Genomic DNA, 26,160 nt, shown 5'->3' on the forward strand with positions numbered 1-26,160 from the left:
GGGCTCGATCTGCGGCAGAGACTAGGGCCGGGAACGTTGCCGATACGTTGCGTGCGCTCCCCTGTCCTCTCCGTACGGACGGCGAGGGGCCGGCTCCTGGGCACTGTCCAGCCCGTAGGCGCGGCGCAGTTCGCGTACGCGCCCGTTCAGGGCCGCCGTGCGCGCCTGCCCGGACTGGCGTCCGGCGAGCAGCGCCTCCCACATCTCCAGGTCGTCCTCGCCCCAGGGAGTACGCACCCACTCCTCCAGCAGAACCGGGTCGCGGGACGCCAGCAGGGCGCGGCGCAGCCGGTCCTCCAGCCGCCTGCGCAGCCGCATGACGCCTGGCGCCTCGGAGAGCGGCAGCAGCGGACCGCGGTACGCCGAGAGCGCGGTGGGCAGGTCGCCCTCCGCCAGGGCCTCGCCGACGGCGTCGTGGTCGGTGTGCGGGAGGGTGCGCAGCCGGTACGGGCGTGAGTCGAGCAGCGGCCCCAACAGGCCCCGGAGACGGGAGAGTTCGGCTCGCAGCGTGACGGGCGTGACGGACCGTTCGCCGTAGAGTTCCAGGGCGAGCCGCTCACCGGTGAGGCCCTCGGGGTGCGCGGCGAGCAGCACCATGATCTCGCTGTGCCGGCGGCCCAGCCGCAGGGGTGCGCCCCCTCCCGTGTCGAGGAGGGCCTCGTCGCAGCCGAGGGCGTTGAGCACGGGCGCACCGCCGGCGGACGCGCCGCCCACGGCGGCCTGTGCGGCGAGGAACGCCTCGGCGGCGCGTGCCGTGGCCTGGACGAGCGCGAGGCTCTGCGGTGCCGCGAGGTGGTCGCCGCCGGTGATGTCGATCGCGCCGATGAGCCGGTGAGTACGCGGATCGTGCACGGGGGCGGCGGCGCACGTCCACGCCTGTACGGGGCGGCAGTAGTGCTCGGCGGTGAAGATCTGCACGGCGTGGTCGACGGCGAGCGCAGTGCCGGGGGCGTTGGTGCCGATGTAGCGCTCGGACCAGCGGGCGCCCGGCACGAAGTTCATCCGCTCGGCATGGCGCTGCACCTGTGAGTGGCCCTCGACCCACAGCATGCGCCCGTTCTCGTCGCAGACGGACAGCAGATGGGCGCCGTCGTCGGCGACGGTGCCGAGCAGTTCACGGAAGAGCGGCATGACCCGGGAGAGGGGGTGCGCCGAGCGGTACGCGGCGAGGTCCGCGTCGGCCAGGTCGATGCTGGCCACGCTCTCCGGTTCGACGGAGGCACCGGCGCAGCGCTGCCAGGACTCGGCCACGACGTTCCGCACCTGTGCGCCGATCGCACCCTCGGTCACGAACTCCTCGTGCGCGCGGCGTACCTGGCCGGTCCGCTCGGCCGCGTCTGCCCCTGTCTCCAGCGCCAGCCATGGATTATGCACACCGTCATCGTGCCGTGCGTCACAGCCCCAGGCAACGCCGTGGACCCGGACAATCCGACATGGTTCGGGATACTCCCCGGCCCGGCGTACGTGTGCCGCCGCGCACACCCTGGTACCCGTCCTCCATGCACACCCCCTCCTCGCTCTCCGACGCCGAGACCGCACAGCTCGACGCGCACTGGCGCGCCCTGAACTACCTCTCCGCCTGCCAGCTGTATCTGCGGGAGAATCCGCTGCTCCATGAGCCGCTGCGCCCCGAGCACGTCAAACCGAGGCTGCTCGGTCACTGGGGTTCGGCGCCCGGGCTCGGGCTGGTCTACACCCACCTCAACAGGGCCATCCGAGAGCACGGCCTGGAAGCCATGTGCGTGTGGGGCCCCGGTCACGGTGCTCCGGCGGTACTGGCGGGGGCGTGGCTGGAGGGCACGTACGGCGAACTCGAACCGGACCGTGCGCGTGACGCCGAAGGCATGCTCGGACTCTTCCGCGACTTCTCCCAGCCGGGCGGGCTGCCGAGCCACACGGCCCCCGACGTACCGGGCTCGATCCAGGAGGGCGGCGAACTGGGCTACGCGCTGGCGCACGCCTACGGCGCGGCGTTCGACAACCCGCGCCTGCTGGTGTGCGCCGTCGTGGGCGACGGCGAGGCGGAGACGGGGCCGCTGGCCGCCGCGTGGCACTCCGGCAAGTTCCTCGACCCCGTACACGACGGTGCTGTGCTTCCCGTGCTCCACCTCAACGGGTACAAGATCGCCAACCCCACCGTGCTCGCCCGGATTCCGGAGGACGAACTCGACTCCCTGCTGCGCGGCTACGGATACGACCCGCTGCACGTCACCGCTCACCCGGACACACCGCCGGCGGAGACGCACCGAGCGCTGGCCGGGGCGTTCGACGTGGCGCTGGAGCGCATCGGGCAGTACCAGCGTGAGGCGCGCGCCAGTGCCGGCGGCTCCGGCCACCGGCCGCGCTGGCCGGTGCTCGTGCTGCGTACGCCCAAGGGCTGGACGGGCCCGGCCGACGTGGACGGCGTACCCGTCGAGGACACCTGGCGCTCGCACCAGATCCCGCTGGCCGGTGTGCGTGAAGACCCGGAACGACTGCGGCAGTTGGAGGAGTGGCTGCGTTCGTACCGTCCCGAGGAGCTCTTCGGCGCCGACGGCAGGCCGACGGAAGAGGTGCTGGCGTGCGTGCCCGGCGCAGAGCGCAGGCTGGGCGCCGTCCCGCACGCCAACGGGGGGCGGCTGCTGCGCGATCTGCCGCTGCCCGCGCTGGAGCCGCACGCGGTGGAAGCCGAGGGGCACGGGCAGGCCGTGCACGAGCCGACGCGGGTGCTCGGCGGCATGCTGACGGAGCTGTTCTCGGCCACGCAGGAGCGGCGCGACTTCCGCATGTTCGGACCGGACGAGACTGCCTCGAACCACCTCGACGGCGTGTTCGGCGTCACTCCGCGCGGCTGGCAGGCACAGCTGCTGAAGACCGACGAGAACCTCGGTGCGCACGGGCGGGTGCTGGAGGTTCTCTCGGAACACATGTGCCAGGGCTGGCTGGAGGGTTACGTCCTCACGGGACGGCACGGGCTCTTCGGCTCGTACGAGGCCTTCGCCCACATCGTCGCGAGCATGGCCGGGCAGCATGTCAAGTGGCTGCAGAGCTCACTGGAGGTTCCCTGGCGCAGGCCGCTGGCCTCGCTCAACTACCTGCTCACGTCGCACGCCTGGCGGCAGGACCACAACGGCTTCTCCCACCAGGACCCGGGCTTCATCGACCACATCATGAACAAGAGCCCGCAGGTCGTGCGGGTCTACCTGCCGCCGGACACCAACACGCTGCTGTGCGTCGCCGATCATGTGCTGCGTACGCGCGACACCGTCAACGTCGTGGTCGCGGGCAAGCAGGAGTGCTTCGACTGGCTGTCGCTGGACGAGGCCCGCGGGCACTGTGCGCGCGGTCTGGGCGTGTGGGAGTGGGCGGGCACGGAGGCGCCCGGCGGGGAGCCGGACGTGGTGCTCGCCTGCGCGGGCGACGTCCCCACCCAGGAGACGCTGGCGGCGGCCTCGCTGCTGCGCGAACATCTGCCCGGGCTGGCGGTGCGGGTGGTCAACGTGGTCGACATCGCACGGCTGCTGCCGCGTTCCGAGCATCCGCACGGCCTGCCCGACGCGGAGTTCGACGCCGTCTTCACGCGCGACAAGCCCGTCATCTTCGCCTACCACGGCTATCCGTGGCTGGTGCACCGCCTCACCTACCGGCGGGCCGCGCACGACTCTCTCCACGTACGCGGCTACAAGGAAATGGGCGCCACGACAACGCCGTTCGACATGGTCGTGCGCAACGACATGGACCGCTACCGGCTCGTTATGGACGTCATCGACCGCGCCCCGGGGCTGCCCGTGCGGGCGACCGGTGTGCGCCAGGCGATGGCGGACATGCGGACCCGGCACCACTCGTGGATCCGTGAACACGGAACGGACCTGCCGGAGGTCGCGGACTGGAAGTGGAGTGAGTCCGCGGCCTCCGGCTGAGGTCCCCCTCCTCCCCGCCCCGGCCTGTGTGATCCCCCGCCGTCGTCAGACCTCCACGTCCTCCAGCACCCCGAGGGCGTCCGGAACGAGAACGGCCGCCGAGAAGTAGGCGCTCACCAGATAGGAGATGAGGGCCTTCTCGCCGACTCCCATGAAGCGGACGTTCAGACCCGGCTCGATCTCGTCGGGGATGCCGGTCTGGTGAAGTCCGACGACACCCTGGTCGTCCTGGCCCGTACGCATCGCCAGCACGCTCGTCGTGCCGTCCTCGCCGACCGGGATCTTGTTGCAGGGCAGCAGCGGAATGCCCCGCCAGGTGCGCACGGTGGCGCCGTGCAGTTCGGTCTGCGGAGGGTGGATTCCGCGGCTGCTGCACTCACGCCCGATGGCGGCGACGGCACGTGGATGCGCGAGCAGGTACTGGGTCTTGCGGCGGCGTGAGATCAGCTCGTCGAGGTCGTCGGGGGTGGGCGGGCCGGAGCGGGTGTGGATGCGCTGGGACGGTGCCGCGTTGTGCAGCAGCCCGAAGTCACGGCTGTTGACCATCTCGTGCTCCTGCCGCTCCCGCAGCGCCTCCACCGTCAGCCGCAGCTGCTCCTCCACCTGGTTCATCGGATGGTTGTACAGATCCGCCACCCTCGTATGCACCCGCAGCACCGTCTGCGCCACACTCAGCTCGTACTCCCGCGGAGACGACTCGTAGTCCACGAACGTCCCCGGCAGCAGCACCTCACCCGCATGCCCCGAAGCCAGCTCGATCGACGCCTCACCGCGCCTGTTCTGCCGGGGGATCGCGCGGGAGAGGTACGCGTCGAGATACGAGCGCAGAGCCGGTGAACGGTCCGCGACCTCGCGGAACTCCTCGGCCCGCAGGGCCAGTACGGTGCACTTCGTCAGGGCGGTGAGGGTCTGCTCCCACTCCCCCGGATCCGGCGACAGGGCCTGCTCGCCCGCGTGGTCGCCGCCGGCGAGGACGCCCAGCGACACCTCCTCGCCGTACTTGCCGCTCGCGGTGCGCTTCACCTTGCCGTGCGCGATGAGGATGAGCTGTGCCGGGTCGCCCGGGGAGACCACGGTCTCGCCCGCGGTGTGCTCCCGCTGTTCGAACCGTCCTGCGAGAGCGCTCAGGGCCGCCTCGTCGGCCAGCCCGCGCAGGAGCGGGATCTCACGCAGCTCCGCGGGGATCACGGCGATGTCGGCGCCCGTGGCGACGAACTCCACGCGCCCGTCGCCCAGCGTGTGCGTCAGCCGCCTGTTGACGCGGAACGTGCCGCCCGTCGTCTCAACCCACGGCAGGATCCTCAGCAGCCAGCGCGAGGAGATCCCCTGCATCTGGGGCGGCGTCTTGGTGGTGGTGGTCAGGTTGCGGGCCGCGGCCGGAGCGAGGCTGTGCTGTGCGGCGAGGCCGGGCGTCGGACCGGGGTGGCCGGACTGGCTGGTCATGGACCGGAAGACCTTCCGTGCTGGAGCCTGGGCTGAACTGGAGAGAGAACTGACACCGGGAACAGGCCCGTTCGGCGCCGCGGTTCTCCTGCGGCTGCCGGACCGTCAACACCCGGTCTCAGTGGCCGGTTTCGACGTCCTCGAGGATTCCCAGGGCGTCCGGGACCAGTACGGCCGCCGAATAGTAGGCGCTCACCAGATAGGAGATGAGCGCCTTTTCGTCGATGCCCATGAAACGGACCGAGACCCCCGGCTGGAATTCGTCGGGAATTCCCGTCTGATGCAGGCCGACGACGCCCTGGGCCTCGCCCGTACGCATCGCCAGCACCGACGTGCTGCCCGAGCCGGTGACCGGGATCTTGTTGCACGGGAGGACGGGCACGCCTCGCCACGCGGGTACGCGGTGCCCGTCCAGCTCGGCGCTGTCGGGATGGATGCCGCGGCTGCTGCACTCCCGCCCGAAGGCGGCGATCGCCTTGGGGTGGGCGAGCACGACGCTCGGCTCCTTCCATACGGTGGACAGGAGTTCGTCGAGGTCGTCGGGGGTGGGCGGGCCGGAGCGGGTGTGGATGCGCTGGGACGGTGCCGCGTTGTGCAGCAGCCCGAAGTCACGGCTGTTGACCATCTCGTGCTCCTGCCGCTCCCGCAGCGCCTCCACCGTCAGCCGCAGCTGCTCCTCCACCTGGTTCATCGGATGGTTGTACAGATCCGCCACCCTCGTATGCACCCGCAGCACCGTCTGCGCCACACTCAGCTCGTACTCCCGCGGAGACGACTCGTAGTCCACGAACGTCCCCGGCAGCAGCACCTCACCCGCATGCCCCGAAGCCAGCTCGATCGACGCCTCACCCTCGGGCGTGTGCCGGCCGGGTGCCTCGGCCGCGGTCCGGGCGGTGTGCGCGCGGAGGCTCTCGGAACGGCCCGCGATCTCCTCGAAGGACTCGCGCGCGAGCGTCAGAACGGTGCCACTGGTCAGCGAGGTGAGGGTGATGTCCCACTTCCCCGGCTCGCCGGTGAGCCGTTCGGACCCCACGTGGTCGCCGCCGGCAAGCACCCCCAGCACGCTCTCGCCGCCGTACTTGCCCTCGGTCGTCCTGCGCAGCTTGCCGTGGGCGACGAGCACGAGCTGGTCGGCGGGACGCCCTTCCTCGATGATCGTCTCGCCCGGCCCGAAGTCGCGCTGTTCGCAGCGGTTCGCGAGCGCTTCGAGCACTCCGCGGTCCTCGTAGCCGCGCAGCAGCGGGAGTTCGGTCAGCTCCAGCGGGACGACCCGTACCTCGGCGCCTGTCGCGGTGAATTCGACCCGGCCGTCGCCGAGGGTGTGCGTCAGGCGCCTGTTGACGCGGAAGGTGCCGCCGGGAACGTGGACCCAGGGAAGGACCTTCAGCAGCCACCGCGAGGTGATGCCCTGCATTTGCGGGGGCGTCTTTGTCGTGGTGGTGAGATTGCGTGCGGCGCCTGTCGCGAGACTCGACTGCGCGTTCTGCGCGGCCTCCTCGCCACCGGAATTCGTCTCGACCGCAGTCGCCATATGGATACCGCCAATCTCCGTGTCCGCACCGGCAATTCGCTCGTTGCGATGACGAAGCTAAGCCGCGATACCCATAAGGGGCAATCGCTCAAAAGAGATGGCATTGCATGGAATGCCCGGTCAATGTGCTGGGTACCGGACGCCGTTCGCCGTGGGCCACCGGCTGACACTGGGTGCAGCTGCGTTCCACGCCCCCGGCGCGGGACCGCCCGCCGCGGGGAGTATGGTCGGAGCTCCACGACGGGGTGGCCACGAAGCCGGGGCGACGACCACGTTCCGGTGATTTGAGTCTCTTTGGCCTGCTCCCAAGCATGTACCTCCCGCCATGAGGTACTTACGCATGTGGAGAAGGGGGTGAGAAGTTATGCGCGCGATCGTCGGCCTGTGGCGCTGGCGCGGCAACCCGCTGTGCCGTCGCAGCGACCGCCGTGAAGCATGGCTGGCACTGGGTGCCATGATCCTTGTCGTCGTCGTCGCTCCACTCGCCGGGTGGCTCGGAGCCTCCGCCGCGCACGGTGCTCTGATGAAGAACGCGGAGGAGCAGCAGCGCGGCCGTCACCAGGTGTGGGCGACTGCCGAATCGGTGCAGAACCGCGCTCCGTTGGGCTCCGATCCCGAGTCAGGGTCGCAGCAGCCCGAACGCCGTCACGTGGTCGCCCACTGGGCCGGCCCCGACGGCAGCAGCCACAAGAGCACAGTCACCACGCAGGAGCGTGTCCAGCCGGGTGAGCGCTTCCGTATCTGGACGGACGGGGACGGCACGGCCACCCGCCGCCCGATGAGTCCGGAGACCGCGTCCTCGCAGGCCGCTCTCGCCGGGCTGGCCGCCGGCGCCGGAGCCGTCGGGGCCCTGGAGGCCGCACGCAGGCTCGCCATGCGGCAGTTGCTGCAGCGCCGGTACGCACTGTGGGACGCGGAGTGGTCCCGCATCGGCCCCGACTGGGGACGCACAGGCTCCAACAACTGACCACCGGTCCGCCGCCCCCGACCCGCAGGGACCCGCCCCGGCCGCCGGCGCCGGTGCCCGCGCGGTCCGTCCGCGGCTTCCGAACGCACAAGCGGCGGACGGACGGTGGGCATCGTGCGCCCGAAGTGCGGACACGTGACCGCGGCACTCCCGGCGCACGCTACGGTGGTGCGACTCCGGTGCGCATCTCAACGCGCCACAGGAACTTCGAGGTTGGGGCACAGCTGTCCATGGCACAGGGCTCGGTGCAGGTGACGCACGCCGGTACGTCGCGGTGGCGGCGCCGCACGGGAGAGTACGGCTCCCTGACTGCCGCCCTGGAAGCCGCCACCGACGGCGACGTGATCACCGTCGCGCCCGGAACGTACCGCGAGAACCTGGTGCTCGATCGCACCGTCACCCTGCGCGGGCCCGAACGTGCCGCTGCCGGCTCGGTCCGCATCGCCCCCGCCGAGGGTGTGGCCCTGACCGTACGGTCCTCGGCCGTCGTGCAGCATCTTCAGATCGAGGCGCAGGACGCCGCGTCGCCCGCGCTGCTGGTCGAGGACGGTGCCGCGGAGCTCAGCGGCCTGCGGGTGATGACGCGTTCGGCGTCCGGGATCGAGGTGCGCGGCGGTGCCCGTCCCACGGTGCGCCGCTGCACCGTCGACAATCCGGCCGGCACGGGCATCACGGTGACCGGCGGCGCCGGCGGGGTGTACGAGGAGTGCGAGGTCGTCTCGGCGGGGCAGTCGGGCGTATCGGTGCGCGACGGCGCCCATCCGCGGCTGGAGCGCTGCAGCGTGCACCACGCCACCGGCGCCGGCCTCTCGCTGCACGGCGAGGGCAGCGCGGCGGAGGCCGTCGGCTGCGAGGTGTACGAGATCAAGGGCAGCGGCGTGCAGGTCGTCGCCCGCGCCACGGGTCATCTCACCGACTGCCGTGTGCACCGCACGTCCGCCGACGGCGTCACCCTGGACACCGACGCCGTCCTCACGCTCGCCGACTGCGACATCCACGACATCCCCGAGAACGCCCTGGACCTGCGCTCCCGTTCGGTGCTCACCCTCACGCGCTCCACGGTGCGGCGCTTCGGCCGCAACGGCCTGTCGGTGTGGGACCCGGGCACCCGCGCGGATGCCAACAGCTGCGAGATCCATGAGAGTACGGGCGACTACCCGGCCGTGTGGATCAGTGACGGCGCGAGCGTCGTGCTGGACTCCTGCCGCGTGCACACCGTCCCGGACGCGCTGTTCATCCTCGACCGGGGCTCGCGTGCGGATGTCATCGACAGCGACCTCGCCCAGGTGCGCGGCACGGCGGTCTCGGTGAGCGACGGCGCGACCGTGCAGCTCGACGACTGCCGCATCCGGGAGGCCGCGACGGGCGCCTGGTTCCGCGACCACGGCAGCGGAGGCACGCTCGCCAACTGCACCGTCGACGGCGTCGCGACGGGCTTCATCGTCACCAAGGGCGCCGACCCCGCCATCGACAGGTGCACGGTCACCTCGCCCGCGGATGCCGGTTTCTACGTCTCGGCGGAGGGCCGCGGCACCTTCCACGGCTGCCGGGTCAGCGGCTCACAGGGGTACGGCTTCCACATCATCGACGGCTGCCGCACGACGCTTCGCCGCTGCCGTACGGAGCGGTGCGCGCGCGGGGGGTTCGAGTTCGCCGAGAAGGGCCCGGTCGTCGAGGACTGCAGAAGCGACGACAGCGCCGCCGTCGCGGCGCCCGGTGACGCGGAGGTGTCCCCTTCCGCGGTCTCCGCTCAGCCGGCGGCTCCGCCGGCCCCGGCGGCGGGTGGAGTGGCCGTGCCTCCCGCGCTGATGCCGGCGAAGGCACCGGCCGGGCAGCGGTCCGCAAAGGCCGCGGACAAGGCATCCGCCGGCGCCGCCGACCCGGCGCAGCAGACCCCGTCCGTTCCGGCCCGCCCGGCGCAGGAGGTCCTCGGCGAGCTGGACACGCTGGTCGGCCTGGAGAGCGTCAAGCGTGAAGTGCGGGCGCTCACCGACATGATCGAGGTGGGACGCCGCCGCCAGCAGGCGGGGCTCAAGGCGGCATCGGTGCGGCGCCATCTCGTCTTCACCGGCTCCCCCGGCACCGGCAAGACGACGGTGGCCCGTCTGTACGGAGAGATACTGCACGCCCTCGGGGTCCTGGAGCGCGGCCATCTGGTGGAGGTCTCCCGCGTCGACCTCGTCGGCGAGCACATCGGCTCCACCGCGATCCGTACGCAGGAGGCCTTCGACCGAGCGCGCGGCGGGGTGCTCTTCATCGACGAGGCGTACGCGCTCTCCCCCGAGGACGGCGGCCGGGACTTCGGCCGTGAGGCCATCGACACGCTGGTCAAGCTCATGGAGGACCACCGCGAGGAGGTCGTGGTCATCGCCGCCGGCTACACCACGGAGATGCAGCGCTTCCTCGCCGTCAACCCCGGTGTGGCGTCCCGCTTCTCACGCACCATCACCTTCGGCGACTACACGCCGGAGGAGCTGCTGCGGATCGTGGAGCAGCAGGCCGAGGAGCACGAGTACCACCTCGGGGACGCCGCGACCGAGGCGCTGCTGAAGCACTTCACGGTGCTGCCGAAGGGCCCTTCGTTCGGCAACGGCCGCACCGCACGCCAGACGTTCGAGTCCATGGTCGAGCGGCACGCGGGCCGGGTGGCGCAGCTGTCCGACCCGAGCACCGAGGACCTCACCCTCCTCTACGCGGACGACCTGCCCGAATCGGCCTGAGACCCGGTGTCTTCGCAGGCGGTCTGATGTGGAACCTCCGGGGTCACGAGCGGATCCGGCGTCATCGCCGGGCCCTGACCCTCTTCTTGCGCTGCCTGGCCCTGCCTGGAATGGTCACGTTCCGTATTCGCCCGCTTCAGTTCGGATACCGCCCTGATCACTGCCGCCGCACCGGAGCAGACGGCGAGCACGGCGCCTCCCGACGAGGCGATGATCTGGGCGAGATCCGGCACGTCCAGCACCGCGAGCCGCAGGTTGTCGACCGCGACCGGTACGCACAGGCCCGCGACCACGAAGGCGGTCACCGCGTATGCGAGCAGCCAGCCGGGGGCGAGCCCTCGCCCGAAGCCGCGGTCACCGGTCTCCGTTCCGGCGGCGGCCGGAACGGGCGGCGACGGTGCTGCGTCACGGGGCGGCGTTCCCCTCTGCTCTTCCCCGGGCCGCCGTTCCGGCACGGCGTCGAAGCCGCCTCCCGGCCGGGCACCCGCCGCGTCCGGCGCCGTCCCGGGCTCCGCGTCCGGCTCCTCGTCCGGGCCGCCGGAGGGGCACGGTTCGCGGCGTCGCAGGCGGAGCAGCAGGCGGTCCCGCTCCGCGTCGAAGACCGGGTCGGCCTGGTATTCGCCATGGCCCAGGATCGGTGCGGGAAGAGGCTGCCGGAGGGTGCGGCCGTATTCGAGGGGGTCCAGCAGCGGGCCCCGGTCGATGCCGGCGCCCTCCAGTCGTACGGGGCCGCCGATGGGGTCGGTCAGGCGCCACAGGTTGCGCCAGCAGTCCACCTGCCGGTGGAGGTCGTGCAGTTGGCGGGGGCCGAAGTACGCGGGGAACCAGCGCCCGTACAGGCGCTCCAGGGGCGAGCCGTAGGTGAGCAGGGCGACCTGGCCGCGTGTGCCTCGGTCCAGGTGCCACACGGCGGCGGCCGCAAGCACGCTGCCCTGTGAATGCCCGGAGATCACCAGCCGGCCGCCGGTGGTCTCCGTCCAGGTGGCCATCCGCCAGGCCAGGTCGGGTACGGCGCGCTCGGCGTAGCAGGGCGGGGCGAAGGGGTGTGCCGCGCGGGGCCAGAAGGTGCCGACGTCCCAGAGGATGCCGATGGTGCGGCGGGCCGACGGGTCGCGGTAGGCGCGGCGGCCCCAGGTGATGAGGAGGACGAAGGCGAGACCGATGAGCCACGAGCCGAGCACCTGGGCGGCGTCGGCGAATCCGTCGACGACGGCGGGCTGTCCGTCCGCGGCGCGTCCGGGCACTTCTCCGGTGAGCCAGGTGCCGAGGACGCCGGCGGTCCCGAGGAGCAGCGTTATCCCGGCGACGGTGCCCACCAGCCAGGGTGCGGCGTCGGTGAGCCCCGCCCGGCCGATGGTGGAGGCGATGCGGCGGGAGCGGGAGGCGTCGGGGAGGGCGTCCGGGTAGCCGCGCTCCACGTCGCCGGTCAGCTCCCGGCTGCGGCGGGCGAGCTGGAGGAGGAACCACAGCGCCAGTACGAGTACGACGCCGAGCAGTACGGGAATGGCCGCGGACTGCCAGGTCAGCAGCGTCGGAGGGCCCTCGATCAGCCCGTTGCCCATGCCCGGGGTGCCCGGACCGTCCAGCCAGTCGCCTACGCGCTGCGTCACTCCGCCGGACATCACACCGCCCAGGGCGCAGGCGAGCATCGCGACCGACGCGGAGCCGAGCCCTTTCAGCGCCGTACGCTGCGCGGGCCGGCGGCGGTGGAGGACGACGCCGAGCACTCCCATCGCCGCCACCAGCAGGCCCTGCGCGACGGCGAGCACGCCGAAGGTCTCGTCGCCCGGCAGTTCCCCGCCGCTCGAGACCCACTGCGGCCGCGGCCACGACGCGTGCACCACGGCCAGCAGCAGGACGGCGACGGTGATGCCGGGCAGCGCCCGCACCGTGAACCTGTCGAGTGCGTCGTCCGGTTCGCTCTCCTTGCGGCCGCGGCGGCACACCACGTACAGCACCCACGCCGCGCACGCCACGACGAGGATCTCGGTCAGCCAGCCGACGGCGTCGAGCGCGTCGCTGCCTCCGGGCTTGCGGTCGTACCGGGTGGTCGCGGCAGCCAGCGCGGCGGCGACGGTGAGGAACCCGGCGGCGGTGTGCGCGGCACGCAGCCGCGCCACGAGCCGCTTGCCGTACCAGAACCCGGGCAGGCAGAGCGCCGGACGGTCACGGGCCTCACGGTCGTACTCGTCGACGGGCCTGCGCAGCGGCGGCTGTGACTCGTACGCCGCCCAGGTGCGGTGCGAGAGCCACCACAGCAGCAGCGTCAGTGCCGCGGGCACCACCGCCGCCAGCGCGAGCCGGCGGCCGGGCTGGCTCCACCATCCGCCCCCGCCGGACGGATCCTGCGCCATGAAGCCCAGCCAGGAACGCTGTTCGGCGCATCCGGTCGAGCCGGCGCACTGCCACGCGACGAGGTCGAGGGCGACCTCGCAGGCCGCGGCGACGAGCAGCACTGTGAGGCTGAGGGAGAGCAGACGCACCAGGACACCGTGCACGCGGGCCAGGACGAGGCGGGGGCCGTAGTCGGCGGGGCGCATCCAGTGCGAGAGGTTGGCGACCATGAACGGCAGCAGGAGCAGCCACAGGGCGCGGGCGCTGTTGCCGGAGGTCAGATTGGACCAGGAGTACGCCTCGGGCACCGGCTTGTCGGTGTAGTCCTGCGGCCGGGCCTCGGCGTCGACGTCGTCGGTGCGCCGGTAGACGGCGGCGGTGGTGTCGCCGGTGACGCGCTCGATGCGCGGGTCGCCGAGCATCTCCTGGGGCGTGGTGCCGCCGACCCCGTGCACGAGCAGTTCGAGGTTGAGACCTGGCGGAGGCTCAACTCCCGACTCTCCCGGGGTGGTTCGTGTGACGTCCGCCGTCGCGCCGCCGCCGTTCTCCGCCTTCTGCAATTCTCGCTCCCCCGAGTGCCGCGTCCTCTTCCCCGTTCTTCGGTGCTGCCTCCAGCATCCTGCCCCCGCCCGCGCGGCACAGCCCGCCCACACACAAGCCACGCGAAATCGTGACGTGCGCTCCCACCTTCACCGGATGGGAGGATGGGCAGCCGGGACGGGGCGGCAGAAGGGACGACGGCACGGTGACCACGGCGGGCGACAACCAGAATCTGCTCGCGGAGCAGCGGCGCGCGCTCATCCTCGCGGAGGTGCGCGAGCGCGGCGGCGTGCGCGTGGCCGAGCTGACGCGGAGGCTGCTGGTCTCCGACATGACCGTGCGCCGCGACCTGGACGTGCTGGCCCGCCGCGGCGTGCTGGAGAAGGTGCACGGCGGTGCGGTGCCGCTCGCGGAGGCCAGCACGCACGAGCCGGGTTTCGAGGCGAAGTCGTCGCTTGAGCAGTCCGCGAAGGAGGACATCGCCCGCGCGGCGGCGGTGCTGGCGAAGCCGGGCAGCGCGATCGCACTGTCCGGCGGCACGACGACGTACGCGCTGGCGCAGCAGCTCACCGAGGTGCCGGACCTGACGGTGGTCACCAACTCGGTAAGGGTCGCGGACGTCTTCGAGGCCGCGCAGCGCCGTCCGCCGGGCGGGCCGCAGGCGCGCGCGGGCGCGGCGACGGTGGTCCTGACCGGCGGTGTGCGTACGCCTTCCGACTCGCTCGTCGGCCCGGTCGCGGACGCGGCGATCCGCACACTCCACTTCGACGTGCTCTTCCTCGGCGTGCACGGCATATCTCCCGAGGCCGGGCTGTCGACGCCGAACCTGGCGGAGGCGGAGACGAACAGGCACTTCGTCGGCTCCGCCCGGCGCGTGGTCGTGGTCGCGGACCACACCAAGTGGGGCACGGTGGGCCTGAGTTCGTTCGCGGCGCTGGAGCAGGTGTGCACGCTCGTCACGGACGGCGGGCTGCCCCACGAGGCCCGCGAGCGGATCCGGGAGCAGATCAGCGAGCTGGTCGTCGCGGGCGAGCCGGCCGAGGGCGGGCGCGGCCCGGTGAACGGCGAGGCGGCCTCCGACGGCTGACAGGCACCCCGCCGGCCCGCCCGGGCCGCCCGCCTCGGGACGTAGTTCCCCAGCCCGATGCACGGAACCGGACGCACTGGCATAACGGACCCATGAACGATCTGCGCATCGACTCCTCGCGTGCCGGGCAGTACCTCGCCCGCATCGGCGCACAGCGCCCGGTGACGGCCGACGCCGACGTGCTGCGGGATCTGCACCGCAGGCACCTGCTCAGCGTCCCGTTCGAGAATCTGAGCGTGCACCTGGGCGAGGACATCGTGCTGGAGGCGGAGGCGCTGACGGGCAAGGTGGCCACGGACCGCCGCGGTGGCTTCTGCTACGAACTCAACGGCGCATTCGCCGCACTGCTCGCGGCCCTGGGCTTTCCGGTGACGCTCCTCGCGGCACGGGTCTTCGGCGAGGACGGGCCCGGACCGCTCTTCGACCACCTCGCGCTGCGCGTGGAGACACCTCAGCCGTGGCTGGTGGACGTCGGATTCGGGCGGCACAGCGAGTATCCGCTGCGTCTGGACCGGCGCGGCGAACAGGCCGACCCCGGCGGGGTCTTCCGCGTCTCCGAGACCCCGCAGGGCGATCTGGACGTGCACCGGGACGGCGTCCCGCAGTACCGGCTCGAACAGCGCCCGCGTGCGCTCGCCGACTTCGAGATGGGCTGCTGGTGGAACAGCACCTCCCCGAAGTCCCACTTCACGAGGTCGCTCGTGTGCTCCCTGCTCACGGAGACGGGCAGGATCACCTTGAGCGGCCGCACCCTCACCGTCACCGGAGCCGGTGGCCGGCACGAGGAGGAACTTCCCGAGGAAGCGGTGCCCGCCGCCTACCGCGAGCACTTCGGCATCGTCCTGGACCGCGCCCCGGTGGTGGAGTGCGGCACGGGTTCCTGAGCGCGGGCCGGGGACCGCCGGCGCCCGTCAGCCCGTCCAGTCGCCCGTCGCGAGGAAGGTGTCGACGGTCTGGCTGTACGGGGCGATGTCCAGGCCCTGCGCCGTGAGCCAGCCGTCGGAGTAGTACTTGTCGAGGTAGCGGTCGCCCGGATCGCAGATCAGCGTGACGACGCTGCCCGTACGTCCCTGGGCGGCCATCTCGGAGACGATCTTCAGGGCGCTCCACAGCCCCGTCCCCGTGGAACCTCCGGCGCGCAGCCCCATGACGCGTTCCAGCGCGCGCAGGGCGGCGATGGCTGCGGCGTCGGGGACCTTCATCATGCGGTCCACGGCGGACGGCAGGAAGCTCGGCTCCATGCGGGGGCGTCCGATGCCTTCGATGCGTGAACTGCCCTCGCTGAAGGCTTCGTTGTCGCCACGGACCCAGCCGTCGAAGAAGCAGGAGTTCTCGGGGTCGGGCACGCACACCCGGGTGTCGTACTGCATGTAGCGCACATAGCGGGCGATGGTCGCGGAGGTGCCGCCGGTGCCCGCGGTGGCCACGATCCAGGCGGGCTCCGGGAAGCGTTCACGCTTCATCTGCTCGTAGACGGATTCGGCGATGTTGTTGTTGCCGCGCCAGTCGGTTGCCCGCTCGGCGTAGGTGAACTGGTCCATGTAATGGCCCCCGGAGTCCTCCGCGAGGGCGGCCGAGACCTCGTACACCGTGCGCGGGTCGTCCACGAGATGGCACCGGCCGCCGTGGAACTCGATGAGCCGGGTCTTCTCGCGGCTGGTCGTGCGCGGCATCACCGCGATGAACGGCACGCCGATCAGCTTTGCGAAGTACGCCTCACTCACCGCGGTCGAGCCCGAGGACGCCTCGATCACCGGTCTGCCGGGGCGGATCCAGCCGTTGCACAGCCCGTAGAGGAACAGGGACCGCGCGAGGCGGTGCTTGAGGCTGCCGGTGGGGTGCGTCGACTCGTCCTTCAGGTACAGGTCGATTCCCCACTGCTCGGGGAGCGGGAAGGACAGCAGATGCGTGTCGGCACTGCGGTTGCTGTCCGCCTGGACCTTGCGGACCGCGTCCTTGAGCCAGTCGCGGTACTCCGCGTCGCTGCGGTCGACGTCCACGGTGGCCGCGGCGGACGCCGGGACCCCGTCACTGATCGGGGGCTGGGCGGACCCCGTGCCGGGTGCGGAGGCGGAAGCGGACGCTGAAGCGGGGGCCGGGTCGGTGGTGCTCACATGGCCGATCATAGAAGGGCCCTCTGGTGGAGCCCGCGCCTTGCGTGCACACTGCACAGAGGGTATGGGGCCGGCCACCCGGGGGGACCGGGGCCGCGAGGAGAAGGTGGGAGGCGATCGTGTCGGAACCGGAGTACGACGCGGGCGGGGTCCGGATACGGCGGATGCTGCGCTCACTCACACGTGCGGGTCATGTCCTTGTACGGGACGGCCAGTTGGTGCTGATGACCAGCTACGGGAGCGAGATCGACAGCGCTCCCCTGGACAAGGTCCGCATCAGCGGCTACGGCATGCCGGACAGCGCGCTGGCGACGATGAGCGGCACCCGGTATGTGCTGCAGTTCGGCCTCGGCCGCCGCGCCGGCCTGCTGAACGCCGTGCGTACGGCGCGCGCCAAGGCAGCCGCGGACCAGGGGATTCTCGGGACCTGAAGCCGGGGCGCGGGCGCTCGACGCAACCGGAGCGCACGGGTGGCGGCAGCGGTCCGGCTCGCGTTGCGGGAGACGGAGCACGGTCTCATCCTGAGCGTGTGTCTTTCATCACATATGCCTCGAATGTCGCTTTCCGCTCCCTGACCACCGCGTGCAGGGAGCCGCTGCCGTGACCGCCCGTGCCACGGGGAGGTCGCGCACCCACTGCGCGGTCGAGTTCCAGGCGCTGCCCTCACGGATCGGGCAGGTGCGGCGGATCGTCTCCGCGCAGCTGCGCTACTGGCGGCTGGAGCCGCTCATCGACGCGGCCGCGCTCGGTGTCACCGAGCTGCTCACCAACGTCCACCGGCACACCGGTTCCGACAAGCACTGCACCGTCGAGATCGTCTTCCGCAAGGACCACCTCACGGTGTCCGTACGGGACCACGATCCGCGTCTGCCGCGGGTGCGGACGGCCGAGCCGTCCGCGACCAACGGCCGGGGCCTGGCACTCATCGCGGCCGTCAGCGCCAGCTGGGGGATGCGTGCCCAGAACGACGGTTCGGGCAAGGTCGTCTGGTTCACGCTGCCCGTCACGCCGGGCACGCCGCCACAGCGTGCCGCGGCCGTCTCGTCGGCCCTGCCCGACGAGTCCTCGCTGCCCGCGTTCGCCACCGCGGCGGGCGCGGGCGGCGGCGCGAGCAACGGGGTGGCCGACGGGACGGGGCACGGCTCGGGCGGCGGGATGCCGTCCGGCTCCGGACCCGGGCCCGGAGCCGAAGCCGCCTGCCAGGGGGCCGGGAGCCCCGCGGCACCGGCCCGTCCGGGCCCCTAGCCACGTCCGGCAGCGGGCAGAAGGCTCATACCGGGCCGTCCTTGTACGGCGTGCCGCCTTCCTGAAGGACGGAGAGCCGCCGCCAGTACTCGTCCTCGTCGATGTCGCCCTCGGCGAAGCGCCGCCCCAGCAGGTCGACGGGTGAGTTCTCCGGCCGCGGGCCGCCCGCCGCCGCGGGGCCACGCCCCTGCCAGGGGGCGTTCCATGGCCCGTTCCAGGGGCCGCGGCCGCCGCGCCGGACGAAGCGGCGCAGCAGGACGGCGACGCCGGCGATCACCGGCGCCCAGATCAGCAGGAAGAGCGGGATCATCCACGGGCCGGGGCCCGCTCCGCCGTGCCAGTGTGCGAGTTCGGACATGCCGGTCAACTCCTCGGTCGCGAAGGGGTTCTGCGTGCTGTTCCTTCGCTTCCGAGCGTCGCCCGGTGAGGGGGCCGCGGTCGTCGTACGGCCGGCGGCTCCTGGCCTGCCGCTCCGGGAGTATCCGCACGCGGGCGGATACTCCCGGCGGGTGCGGGGCGCGACCTCCGGGACCGGGTGCGGCGCGCGGCCTTCCCGCGCCCGCCAGGGTGTCAGAGAGTGACGGCGATCCCGACGTGCGGACGCCTGCCGCGCCTGAACAGGGCACCGCCGGAATCGGTGAGGCGGAACTGCCAGCCGTACTTGCGGGCCATCGCCCGGCGCACCCGGTCCAGGCCGCCCTCCTCGGTCATCAGCCTCGCGGTGCCTTCGGCAGGCTCTGCGTCCTCGGGCGTACGGCCGCGCGCGTCGCACGGCGTGACGGTGACCCGCGCGCCGTTGCGCACACGCTTGACCTTGCCGCTGTCGTCGCGGGTCCACACCAGCAGTTCACCGCCGTCCTCGACCGCCCATACGGGCGTGGCGACGGCCGTGCCGTCGCGCTTGAAGGTGGTGAGGCTGATGTACCGGCTTCCTGCGATCTGAGGTGTCATCACGTGCCGAGGCTAGGCCCTGCCGGGCGAATGGCGTCATCCCTCCCCCTGGGCCCCCGGCTCCATAGCCCTCATCAGGGCGGGCCGGCCGCGGCCGGCGAGTTGGGAGCACCCCTGGCGAGACCGGGCCCCAGCCGGCCTTAGCCGGGGTGGGGGCACCGCACGGGCCGAAGACCCAGCGGCGGGAGCGCTGGGGGCACTCCCCTCGCTGCTCTCCAGACCCTTCGGCCTTGGTGGAAGCCACCGCGGAGCGGGGAGAGTGCGTGCCAGGCGCCGCCGGCCGGAGGAGATTTGCCGGACAGGGCCTACGGGCCGGGCGCCTGGTCAGACCCCTCCGGCACCGAGTTCGCGGCGCATGCACACCCGGGGCCACCGGTCCAGGCCCGCGTGCGCCTCCTCGGCCCGGATCCTGCGCAGCCCGGGCGTCAGTTCGCCGTCGGCCAGTACGCGGAAGCCGCAGCGCTCGTAGTACGGGGCGTTCCACGGCACCTCCGCGAAGGTGCACAGCGTCAGGGCGCGGACGCCGGCGGCCTCCGCCTGCCGGGCCACGTGGCCGATCAGCGCACGCCCGATGCGGCGGTGCGCGCTGCGGGGGTGGACGGAGACCTGCTCGATGTGGATGTTGCCGTCCACGGGTTCGGCCATCACATAGGCCACGGGCTGGTCGCTCGCGAAGTCCGTGCCTTCGCCCTCCCCGCCGGCCGCGACGTCCACCGCGACCCACAGGCCGCCGTGGTGCGCGTAGCGGCGCAGTACGGGAAGCGGTGGCGGCGCGTCGTCGGCGATCCGGTCCATGCCGACTTCGCGGAAGACGCCGCCCGCCGCGCGTTCGATGTCCTGAAGGCGCCTCAGATCTCTCTCGGCACCGGCCCTGATCTGCACCGTCGTCATCCGTTCAAGGCCCCCAGCGGGTCGTCGAGGACGGGCTGCCAGGCCAGTTCGGCCGCGCCGACGAGGCTGTTGTGCGCCAGCGAGCTGGGCAGAACCGGGACGCTGCCGCTCCTCCCCCACAGGCTGCTGTCGGCGATCACCGCTCGCAGGCGTTCGCCGTCCGTCTCCAGCAGGGTGCGGTGCAGACCGCCGAGGATGATCCGGTCGGGGTTGAGGATGTTGACGAGCCCGGCGAGGCCCAGTCCCAGCCGGTCGATGAGGGTCTCGACCGCCGTCCGTACGGCCGGGTCGCTGCCGTACTCGGTGCTGATCAGCTCCTGGGAGCGCTCCAGCAGCGAGACCTCCGGGCCGGGTTCGCGGCCCGCGGCCTCCACGAAGGCCAGGGGGTCGGTCTCGACGTCGAGGCAGCCGCGGCTGCCGCAGTGGCAGGGACGTCCGCCGGGGTCCACGGTGAGGTGTCCGACCTCCAGGGCCAGGCCCGAACTGCCCGTGTGCAGCCGACCGTCGAGCACGAGAGCGCCGCCGACGCCCCGGTGCCCGGTCCCCACGACGAGCAGATGCTCCGCGCCGCGGCCGGCGCCGTGCCGGTGCTCGGCGAGGGCCGCGAGGTTGATGTCATTGGCCGCGCAGCCGGACGCGGTCGTCTCACCGGCGCGGCCCCCGATGCGGGCCTCGGCGAGGGCGCGCGTGAAGATGTCCCGTACGGGGGCGCCCACTTCCCATGCGAGGTGCAGCGGATTGATCGCGGTTCCCTCGGGTTCGGCTACCGCGGAGGGCACGGCGAGACCGGCTCCGACGCAGCGGCGGCCGCTGCTCTCCAGCAGGCCGGCGCCTGCCTCCACCACCTCGCCGAGAATCTGCGCGGGGTCGGCCGCGACCGTCCCGCATCCGGGGGCGGTGGCGACGATCCGGCCGCCGAGGCCGACGAGCGCCGCGCGGAAGCCGTCGGCGTGCACCTGCGCGGCGAGCACCACCGGCCCCCGTGGGTTCACCGCGAGCCGGTGCGAGGGACGGCCCTGCGTTCCAGACGCGGCGCCCGGCCGCGAGTCGACCGTGATCAGGCCGAGCGACTCCAGCTCGGCGGCGACGGCGCCCGCGGTCGCCCGGGTCACGCCGAGTTCCGCGGTGAGCGCGGCGCGTGTGGGCGCTCTGCCGGTGTGGACGAGTTCCAGGGCCGGACCGAGAGCGCTGCGGCCTCGCTCCAATTTGCTTGTACGCGTCGGGGTCACCCCTCTATTCTCGCTTTGTGCCGACACTGAACAAAATACGGTCGGCGCTTGCCGGAGCAACGGGGCTCGGCAGCTGCCGCGAGGCCGTCCGCCGTGAGGGGTCCCCGCCAACCGTCCTGCGCCGTCTCCGTACCGCGACAACGGTCTTCTTCGCGCTCGACGGCTTCGTCTTCGCCGGCTGGGTCGTGCGCATCCCCGCGATCAAGGAACAGACGGGGGCCTCGCCCAGCACCCTCGGGCTGGCGCTGCTCGGCGTGTCCGCGGGCGGCGTGATCACGATGATGCTCACCGGGCGGCTGTGCCACCGCTTCGGCAACCACCCCGTGACCGTCGCCGCGGCAGCGCTGCTCTCGCTCAGTGCCGCGCTGCCGCCGCTGACCCACTCCGCCCTGTCCCTAGGTCTCGTGCTGCTCGTGTTCGGAGCAGCCTACGGCGGTCTGAACGTGGCGATGAACGCCGCGGCCGTCGACCTGATCGCGGCTCTGCGACGGCCCGTCATGCCCTCGTTCCACGCCGCGTTCAGCCTGGGCGGGATGACCGGTGCGGGCGTGGGCGGCCTGGTGGCGGGACACCTGTCGCCGACTCGTCATCTGCTGATCCTCACCGTGACGGGGCTGTTCCTCACCGCTCTCGCCGGACGCGTGCTGCTCGCACACGTGCCACCGGCCGCGGAGCAGCGGCCGTCCGGGCTTGCCGGCGGGGAGGCGGCACGCGGCAGGAACGGGACGGGAGCGGGCGGCGGGAGCGGTGGCTCCCGGGCCATGGCGGGCCGCACGCGCCGGCTCGTACTCGCCCTGGGTCTGATCGCGCTCTGCACCGCGTACGGGGAGGGTGCGCTGGCGGACTGGGGCGCGCTGCACCTCGCCGAGGACCTGCACGCGGGGCCCGGCGTCGCCGCGGCCGGCTACTCCGTCTTCGCGCTCGCGATGACCGCGGGCCGGCTGTGCGGTACGTGGCTGCTCGAACGTCTCGGCCAGAGCCGCCTGTTGACGGCAGGCGGCCTCACCGCGGGTACGGGCATGCTGCTGGCCGCGCTGGCCCCGCAGGTCTGGCTCGTACTCGCCGGCTTCGTGATCACCGGACTCGGTCTCGCCAACCTCTTCCCCGTCGCCGTGGCCCGTGCGGGGGCGCTCGCGGGCCCGGGCGGAGTCGCCGCCGCGTCGACTCTCGGGTACGGCGGCATGCTGGCCGGGCCCGTCGCCATCGGCTTCCTGGCCGAGTGGTTCTCGCTGACGGCGGCGCTGACCACCGTCGCGCTGCTCGCGGCCGTCGCCGCCGCCGTGACCCGGGCCGTGCGCGGGGCGCTGGACGCCGGGGACGCGGATGCCGCCCGGGAGACGGGCGCCGGAGCGGGCGCCGAGGCAGGAACCGGAGCGAGTGCCGGAACGGAATCCGGAACGGAATCCGGAACGGAAGGAGACGCCCCGGAGCCCGGTGGCGCGGAAGGGCACCCGGCGCGGCACTCGCCCGGAGGAGGCTGAGCGCCGCGCCGTCGCGTGAGGTGGCGCCGGATGGTCAGGTGAGCGTCAGGGTCGTGTTCAGCTCCGCCTCGGAGCTGCCGCCTGCGTAGATCCCGAACTCGCCCGCCTCCACGAGGAGTTCACCCCGGGGGTCGTTGCTGTGGAAGCCGAGGTCGTCGGCGCCGAGTTCGAAGGAGCACGTGCGGCTCCCGCCTGCTTCGAGCGTGACCCGTTCGAAGCCGCGCAGCCTCCGCACGGGCTGGGCGATGCTTGCGGCCTTGTCGCGTATGTAGAGCTGCACCACCTCGTCCCCCGCGCGCCGGCCGGTGTTCTTCACGCGCACGCTCACCCGGACCTTCGCCCCGCCGTCCCGTACGGCCTGTGCGCTCACGCTCTTCTCGCTCAGCTCGAGCCGCGAGTAGCCGAACGTGGTGTAGCTGAGCCCGTGCCCGAACGGGAAGAGCGGACCGTGCGCCAGGTCGAGGTACTTGGAGGTGTACTTGTTGTCGGCGTCGTAGGGGCGGCCGGTGTTCTCGTGCGCGTAGTTCTGGGCGAGCTGACCGACGGCGCGCGGGAAGGTCGTCGGCAGCTTGCCGCCCGGGTTGACCTTTCCGAAGAGCACGTCCGCGACGGCGTTGCCGCCCTCCAGTCCGGGGTGCCAGCCCTCCAGGACCGCCGGTGCGTGCTCCACGACGCCGGAGAGCACAAGCGGCCGGCCGGCGAGGACCACGACGGCGAACGGCTTGCCCGTACGCGCGATCCGGCGGATCAGCTCCTCCTGGACGCCGGGCAGTGTGATGTCGCTGCGGGAAGCGGCCTCGCCGCTGTGGCTCGCCTTCTCGCCCACCACCACGACGGCGGCGTCCGACGCCCGTACGGCGGCCTCGGCCTCCTTGAAGCCGCCGGTGTCATCCCCCGTGATGTCACATCCGCGGGCGAAGGTGACCTTCGCGTCCGGCACGGCCTTCTTCACGCCCTCCAGCACGGAGACGGCGGGGAACATCCGCGCGCCCGGCCCGGCCCAGGTGCCGTGCAGCTCCTGTGTGTCGTCGCCGAGCGGTCCGACGACGGCGAGCGAGGGGGTGTCCTCGCCGAAGGGCAGGGTCCGCTCGTCGTTCTTGAGCAGCACCGCGCAGCGGGCGGCGGTCTCGCGGGCGTGACGCCGGGCGGACCTGGTCGGCTCGCCGATCTCGCCGTCCTCGTCGGTGTACGGGTTCTCGAACAGGCCCAGGCGGACCTTGATGCGGAGGATGCGCGTGACGGCGTCGTCCAGCCGCTGCATCTCGATGCGGCCGGACTCCAGGAGTTCCTTGCCGTTGTCGGCGTAGGTGGTGCTGACCATCTCCATGTCGACGCCGGCTCCCAGGGCGAGCGCCGCCGCGTCGGCGTCGTCGGCGGCGACGCCGTGCGGGATCAGCTCCTGCACGCCGTTGTAGTCGCCGACGACGAAGCCGTCGAAGCCGAACTCCTCGTGGAGGATGCCGGTGAGGGTGTGCCGGTTGGCGTGCGCGGGAACGCCGTTGACCGTGTTGAAGGCGGCCATCAGGGTGGCCACTCCGGCGTCCACCGCCGCCTTGAACGGCGGCAGCGCGATGTCGCGCAGCCGCCTCTCGGAGATGTCCACCGTGTTGTAGTCGCGGCCGCCCTCCGGGAAGCCGTACCCCACGAAGTGCTTGGCGCAGGCGGCGAGCCGGCCTTTCTCCGAGTAGTCGTCGCCCTGGTATCCGCGTACCTTCGCGGCCGTCAACTCCGCCGTCAGATACGGGTCTTCACCGCTGCCCTCGGCGATCCGCCCCCAGCGCGGCTCCCGGGTGACGTCGGCCATCGGCGCGAACGTCCAGTGCACGCCCCACGACGCCGCCTCCCGGGCGCTGACTTCGGCATCCGTCGTGACCACGTTGGGGTCGAAGGAGGCGCCCTGTGCGAGCGGTACGGGAAAGGTCGTCAGGAAGCCGTGGATGACGTCGAGTCCGAAAACGAGGGGGATGCCGAGGCGTGACTCCTCGACTGCGAACCGCTGGAGCTCGTTGCACTCCTTGGCGCCCGTGATGTTGAGGACGGAGCCAAGACGTCCCTCGGCCGCGGCCTCCCGCGCCTTGTCGTTCTGGCCTTCGCCCGGACCCGTGTCGGGGTTCCAGGTCAGCTGCTGCAGCTGGCCGAACTTCTCCTCGACGGTCATGCGTGCCAGCAGCTTCTGCACCCGGCGCTCCGTTCCGGCGTCGACACTCCCCCAGCCTTCGGCCGGGGGTGCCCCCATGCGTGCGGCCGCGGTCGCGCGGCGCGCGGCGGAGGCGGCTTCCGCGGCGGTCGCCCCGGCAGGAGCGGCAGCGGCGGGAGTGGCCGCGAACGCCGGGAGCGATGCCGACGAAGCGACGACGGCCGCCCCCGCGGAAGCCCTGAACACGCTGCGACGGCTGAGGTTTCCGGCCACTCGGGTCTCCTTCGGAAGGCGTGCCGACCTGTGTCACTTGGATCTTGCCGGAGTGCAGTCAATCCGCCGCCGCAGAGGCGGTCAAGGGACGAAAGGGGTAGCGGACCGAGTTTTTGGAAGCGCATACATCGTGCCGGCCGGGCCCTGCCGCGGAACCGCGCGTGGACCCGCGTGCGTGTGCGTACGCACCGGGCGGGAAGGAACCCTCGTCAGGGGGCGTCACGCCTCGGACCCGGCGCGCGACCGGACGCCGGGAGCGGAACGGGCACGAGGGGGAACGCCATGAGGGGGCCACGCACACAGGCCGAACGGGACGCCCAGACAGTGGAGATCGGCTTCGCGCTGCTGACCGGAGCGCTGATGGCCGGGCTGGCCCTGCTCGTGTTCCTCGGCCTTCTGGGGTTGCTCACCGCGGGCCTCGGGATGCGTTCGGCGTCCGACGGGAACACCTTGCTGAAGCTCGCGGGAGGCGCCTGCGTGACCGTCTTCGTCGCCCGCGTGGTGTACGTGCTGCTGCGGGCCCCGGCCGGCCGGCGGGGCGCCGGCACGGCGGGCGGGGACGGTGCAGGGCACCCGGACCACGAGGACGCGGATCACCTGGACGGAAGCGCCGGCGCCGGCTTCGCGGAGGGAGCCGGCGGCGCCGGTCCTCAGCCGAGCCAGCCGGGACGTACGAGCCCGGACTCGTAGGCCAGCACGACGAGTTGGGCGCGGTCACGCACCCCGAGCTTGACCATGGCGCGGCTGACGTGCGTCTTGGCGGTCAGCGGCGAGACGACCAGACGGCCCGCGATCTCCTCGTTCGACAGGCCGATACCCACGAGCGCCATCACCTCCCTCTCCCGCTCGGTGAGTCCGGCCAGCGCCTCCAACTGAGCCGGGGCCTTGGAACGGGCCGCGAACTCCGCGATCAGCCGCCGCGTGACGCTCGGAGAGAGCAGCGCGTCCCCCTCGACGACGGCGCGTGCCGCCCGCACCAGTTCCTCGGGTTCGGTGTCCTTGACGAGGAAGCCCGACGCTCCGGAGCGGATCGCCTCGAAGACGTACTCGTCCAGCTCGAACGTGGTCAGCATGACGACCTTCACCCCGGCCAGCGCGGGGTCCTCGCAGATGCGGCGCGTGGCGGCGAGACCGTCGAGCACGGGCATGCGGATGTCCATCAGGACCAGATCCGGGCGGAGTTGGCGTACGAGTTCGAGGCACTCCTCGCCGTCGGCCGCCTCTCCGGCCACCTCGATGCCGGGCTGGGCGCCGAGCAGTGCGCGGAATCCCGCACGTACCAGCGACTGGTCGTCGGCGAGCAGGACGCGGATCACGG

Annotated in this window: 19 protein-coding genes and 1 pseudogene; 9 read left to right on the forward strand and 11 right to left on the reverse strand. The window is 72.3% G+C overall.

The window, feature by feature from the left end:
- Positions 1–21: 21 nt before the first annotated feature.
- Positions 22–1,374, reverse strand: a complete 1,353-nt coding sequence (locus tag AN215_RS01105) for a sigma-54-dependent transcriptional regulator family protein (protein WP_245694133.1) — start codon at positions 1,372–1,374, stop codon at positions 22–24.
- 125 nt (positions 1,375–1,499) lie between these two features.
- On the opposite strand from AN215_RS01105, the gene AN215_RS01110 reads away from it, so the two are divergent.
- The gene (locus tag AN215_RS01110; protein WP_070012709.1) at positions 1,500–3,899 is read left to right on the forward strand and encodes a phosphoketolase family protein; all 2,400 of its coding nucleotides are present in this window, start codon (positions 1,500–1,502) and stop codon (positions 3,897–3,899) included.
- A 45-nt stretch (positions 3,900–3,944) separates the two neighbouring features.
- On the opposite strand, the gene AN215_RS01115 is transcribed toward AN215_RS01110, so the two are convergent.
- Together AN215_RS01115 and AN215_RS01120 are read right to left on the reverse strand one after the other, a co-directional pair.
- Positions 3,945–5,342: a family 2B encapsulin nanocompartment shell protein gene (locus AN215_RS01115; RefSeq protein WP_070012708.1), complete on the reverse strand. Its 1,398-nt coding sequence runs from the start codon at positions 5,340–5,342 to the stop codon at positions 3,945–3,947.
- Positions 5,343–5,460: 118 nt separating this feature from the next.
- On the reverse strand, positions 5,461–6,873 hold the full coding sequence (locus AN215_RS01120; RefSeq protein WP_070012707.1) for a family 2B encapsulin nanocompartment shell protein: 1,413 nt from the start codon (positions 6,871–6,873) through the stop codon (positions 5,461–5,463).
- A 364-nt stretch (positions 6,874–7,237) separates the two neighbouring features.
- Between AN215_RS01120 and AN215_RS01125 the strand changes: the two genes are divergently transcribed.
- Positions 7,238–7,840, forward strand: a complete 603-nt coding sequence (locus AN215_RS01125; RefSeq protein WP_070012706.1) for an Rv1733c family protein — start codon at positions 7,238–7,240, stop codon at positions 7,838–7,840.
- Between the two features lie 230 nt (positions 7,841–8,070).
- Positions 8,071–10,560 carry a right-handed parallel beta-helix repeat-containing protein gene (locus tag AN215_RS01130; protein ID WP_070012705.1) on the forward strand — a complete coding sequence of 830 codons (2,490 nt, stop codon included), beginning with the start codon at positions 8,071–8,073 and terminating at the stop codon, positions 10,558–10,560.
- Positions 10,561–11,030: 470 nt separating this feature from the next.
- Here AN215_RS01130 and AN215_RS01135 read toward each other — a convergent pair.
- Positions 11,031–13,454: pseudogene (locus tag AN215_RS01135) on the reverse strand (hypothetical protein); the annotation flags it as partial.
- Positions 13,455–13,639: 185 nt separating this feature from the next.
- Here AN215_RS01135 and AN215_RS01140 point away from each other — a divergent pair.
- Together AN215_RS01140 and AN215_RS01145 are read left to right on the forward strand one after the other, a co-directional pair.
- The gene (locus AN215_RS01140) at positions 13,640–14,521 is read left to right on the forward strand and encodes a DeoR/GlpR family DNA-binding transcription regulator (protein ID WP_070012703.1); all 882 of its coding nucleotides are present in this window, start codon (positions 13,640–13,642) and stop codon (positions 14,519–14,521) included.
- A 92-nt stretch (positions 14,522–14,613) separates the two neighbouring features.
- Positions 14,614–15,405 carry an arylamine N-acetyltransferase family protein gene (locus AN215_RS01145; RefSeq protein ID WP_079122576.1) on the forward strand — a complete coding sequence of 264 codons (792 nt, stop codon included), beginning with the start codon at positions 14,614–14,616 and terminating at the stop codon, positions 15,403–15,405.
- Between the two features lie 27 nt (positions 15,406–15,432).
- Here AN215_RS01145 and AN215_RS01150 read toward each other — a convergent pair whose 3' ends face one another.
- Entirely contained in the window at positions 15,433–16,647 is a 1,215-nt protein-coding gene (locus tag AN215_RS01150) for a PLP-dependent cysteine synthase family protein (protein WP_079122577.1), read from the reverse strand.
- Between the two features lie 107 nt (positions 16,648–16,754).
- On the opposite strand from AN215_RS01150, the gene AN215_RS01155 reads away from it, so the two are divergent.
- Positions 16,755–17,066 carry a hypothetical protein gene (locus AN215_RS01155; protein ID WP_070012701.1) on the forward strand — a complete coding sequence of 104 codons (312 nt, stop codon included), beginning with the start codon at positions 16,755–16,757 and terminating at the stop codon, positions 17,064–17,066.
- Between the two features lie 169 nt (positions 17,067–17,235).
- Positions 17,236–17,880 (forward strand): ATP-binding protein, encoded by a 645-nt coding sequence (locus tag AN215_RS30180; RefSeq protein WP_079122578.1) that lies wholly within the window; start codon positions 17,236–17,238, stop codon positions 17,878–17,880.
- A gap of 25 nt (positions 17,881–17,905) precedes the next feature.
- On the opposite strand, the gene AN215_RS01165 is transcribed toward AN215_RS30180, so the two are convergent.
- The 4 genes from AN215_RS01165 to AN215_RS01180 all read right to left on the reverse strand — a co-directional run bounded on the left by AN215_RS01165 (position 17,906) and on the right by AN215_RS01180 (position 20,951).
- Positions 17,906–18,238, reverse strand: coding sequence for an SHOCT domain-containing protein (locus AN215_RS01165; RefSeq protein ID WP_070031083.1), 333 nt, complete (start codon positions 18,236–18,238; stop codon positions 17,906–17,908).
- Positions 18,239–18,450: 212 nt separating this feature from the next.
- Positions 18,451–18,831, reverse strand: coding sequence for a PPOX class F420-dependent oxidoreductase (locus AN215_RS01170; RefSeq protein ID WP_070012775.1), 381 nt, complete (start codon positions 18,829–18,831; stop codon positions 18,451–18,453).
- Positions 18,832–19,155: 324 nt separating this feature from the next.
- Positions 19,156–19,713, reverse strand: coding sequence for a GNAT family N-acetyltransferase (locus tag AN215_RS01175; protein ID WP_070012774.1), 558 nt, complete (start codon positions 19,711–19,713; stop codon positions 19,156–19,158).
- Between the two features lie 5 nt (positions 19,714–19,718).
- On the reverse strand, positions 19,719–20,951 hold the full coding sequence (locus AN215_RS01180; protein WP_070012699.1) for an ROK family protein: 1,233 nt from the start codon (positions 20,949–20,951) through the stop codon (positions 19,719–19,721).
- Between the two features lie 17 nt (positions 20,952–20,968).
- On the opposite strand from AN215_RS01180, the gene AN215_RS01185 reads away from it, so the two are divergent.
- Complete coding sequence (locus AN215_RS01185; protein WP_079122579.1) at positions 20,969–22,432, forward strand: MFS transporter; 1,464 nt, start codon at positions 20,969–20,971, stop codon at positions 22,430–22,432.
- 34 nt (positions 22,433–22,466) lie between these two features.
- Here AN215_RS01185 and AN215_RS01190 read toward each other — a convergent pair whose 3' ends face one another.
- The gene (locus AN215_RS01190) at positions 22,467–24,668 is read right to left on the reverse strand and encodes a glycoside hydrolase family 3 N-terminal domain-containing protein (RefSeq protein WP_070012773.1); all 2,202 of its coding nucleotides are present in this window, start codon (positions 24,666–24,668) and stop codon (positions 22,467–22,469) included.
- Between the two features lie 456 nt (positions 24,669–25,124).
- Here AN215_RS01190 and AN215_RS01195 point away from each other — a divergent pair, with 456 nt between their 5' ends.
- Entirely contained in the window at positions 25,125–25,532 is a 408-nt protein-coding gene (locus AN215_RS01195) for a DUF6332 family protein (protein WP_070031084.1), read from the forward strand.
- On the opposite strand, the gene AN215_RS01200 is transcribed toward AN215_RS01195, so the two are convergent.
- Positions 25,493–26,158, reverse strand: a complete 666-nt coding sequence (locus tag AN215_RS01200) for a response regulator (RefSeq protein WP_070012695.1) — start codon at positions 26,156–26,158, stop codon at positions 25,493–25,495. The genes AN215_RS01195 and AN215_RS01200 overlap by 40 nt on opposite strands.
- Positions 26,159–26,160 lie beyond the last annotated feature (2 nt).

The sequence above is a fragment of the Streptomyces abyssalis genome (assembly GCF_001751365.1).
GTDB classification, from domain to species: domain Bacteria; phylum Actinomycetota; class Actinomycetes; order Streptomycetales; family Streptomycetaceae; genus Streptomyces; species Streptomyces abyssalis.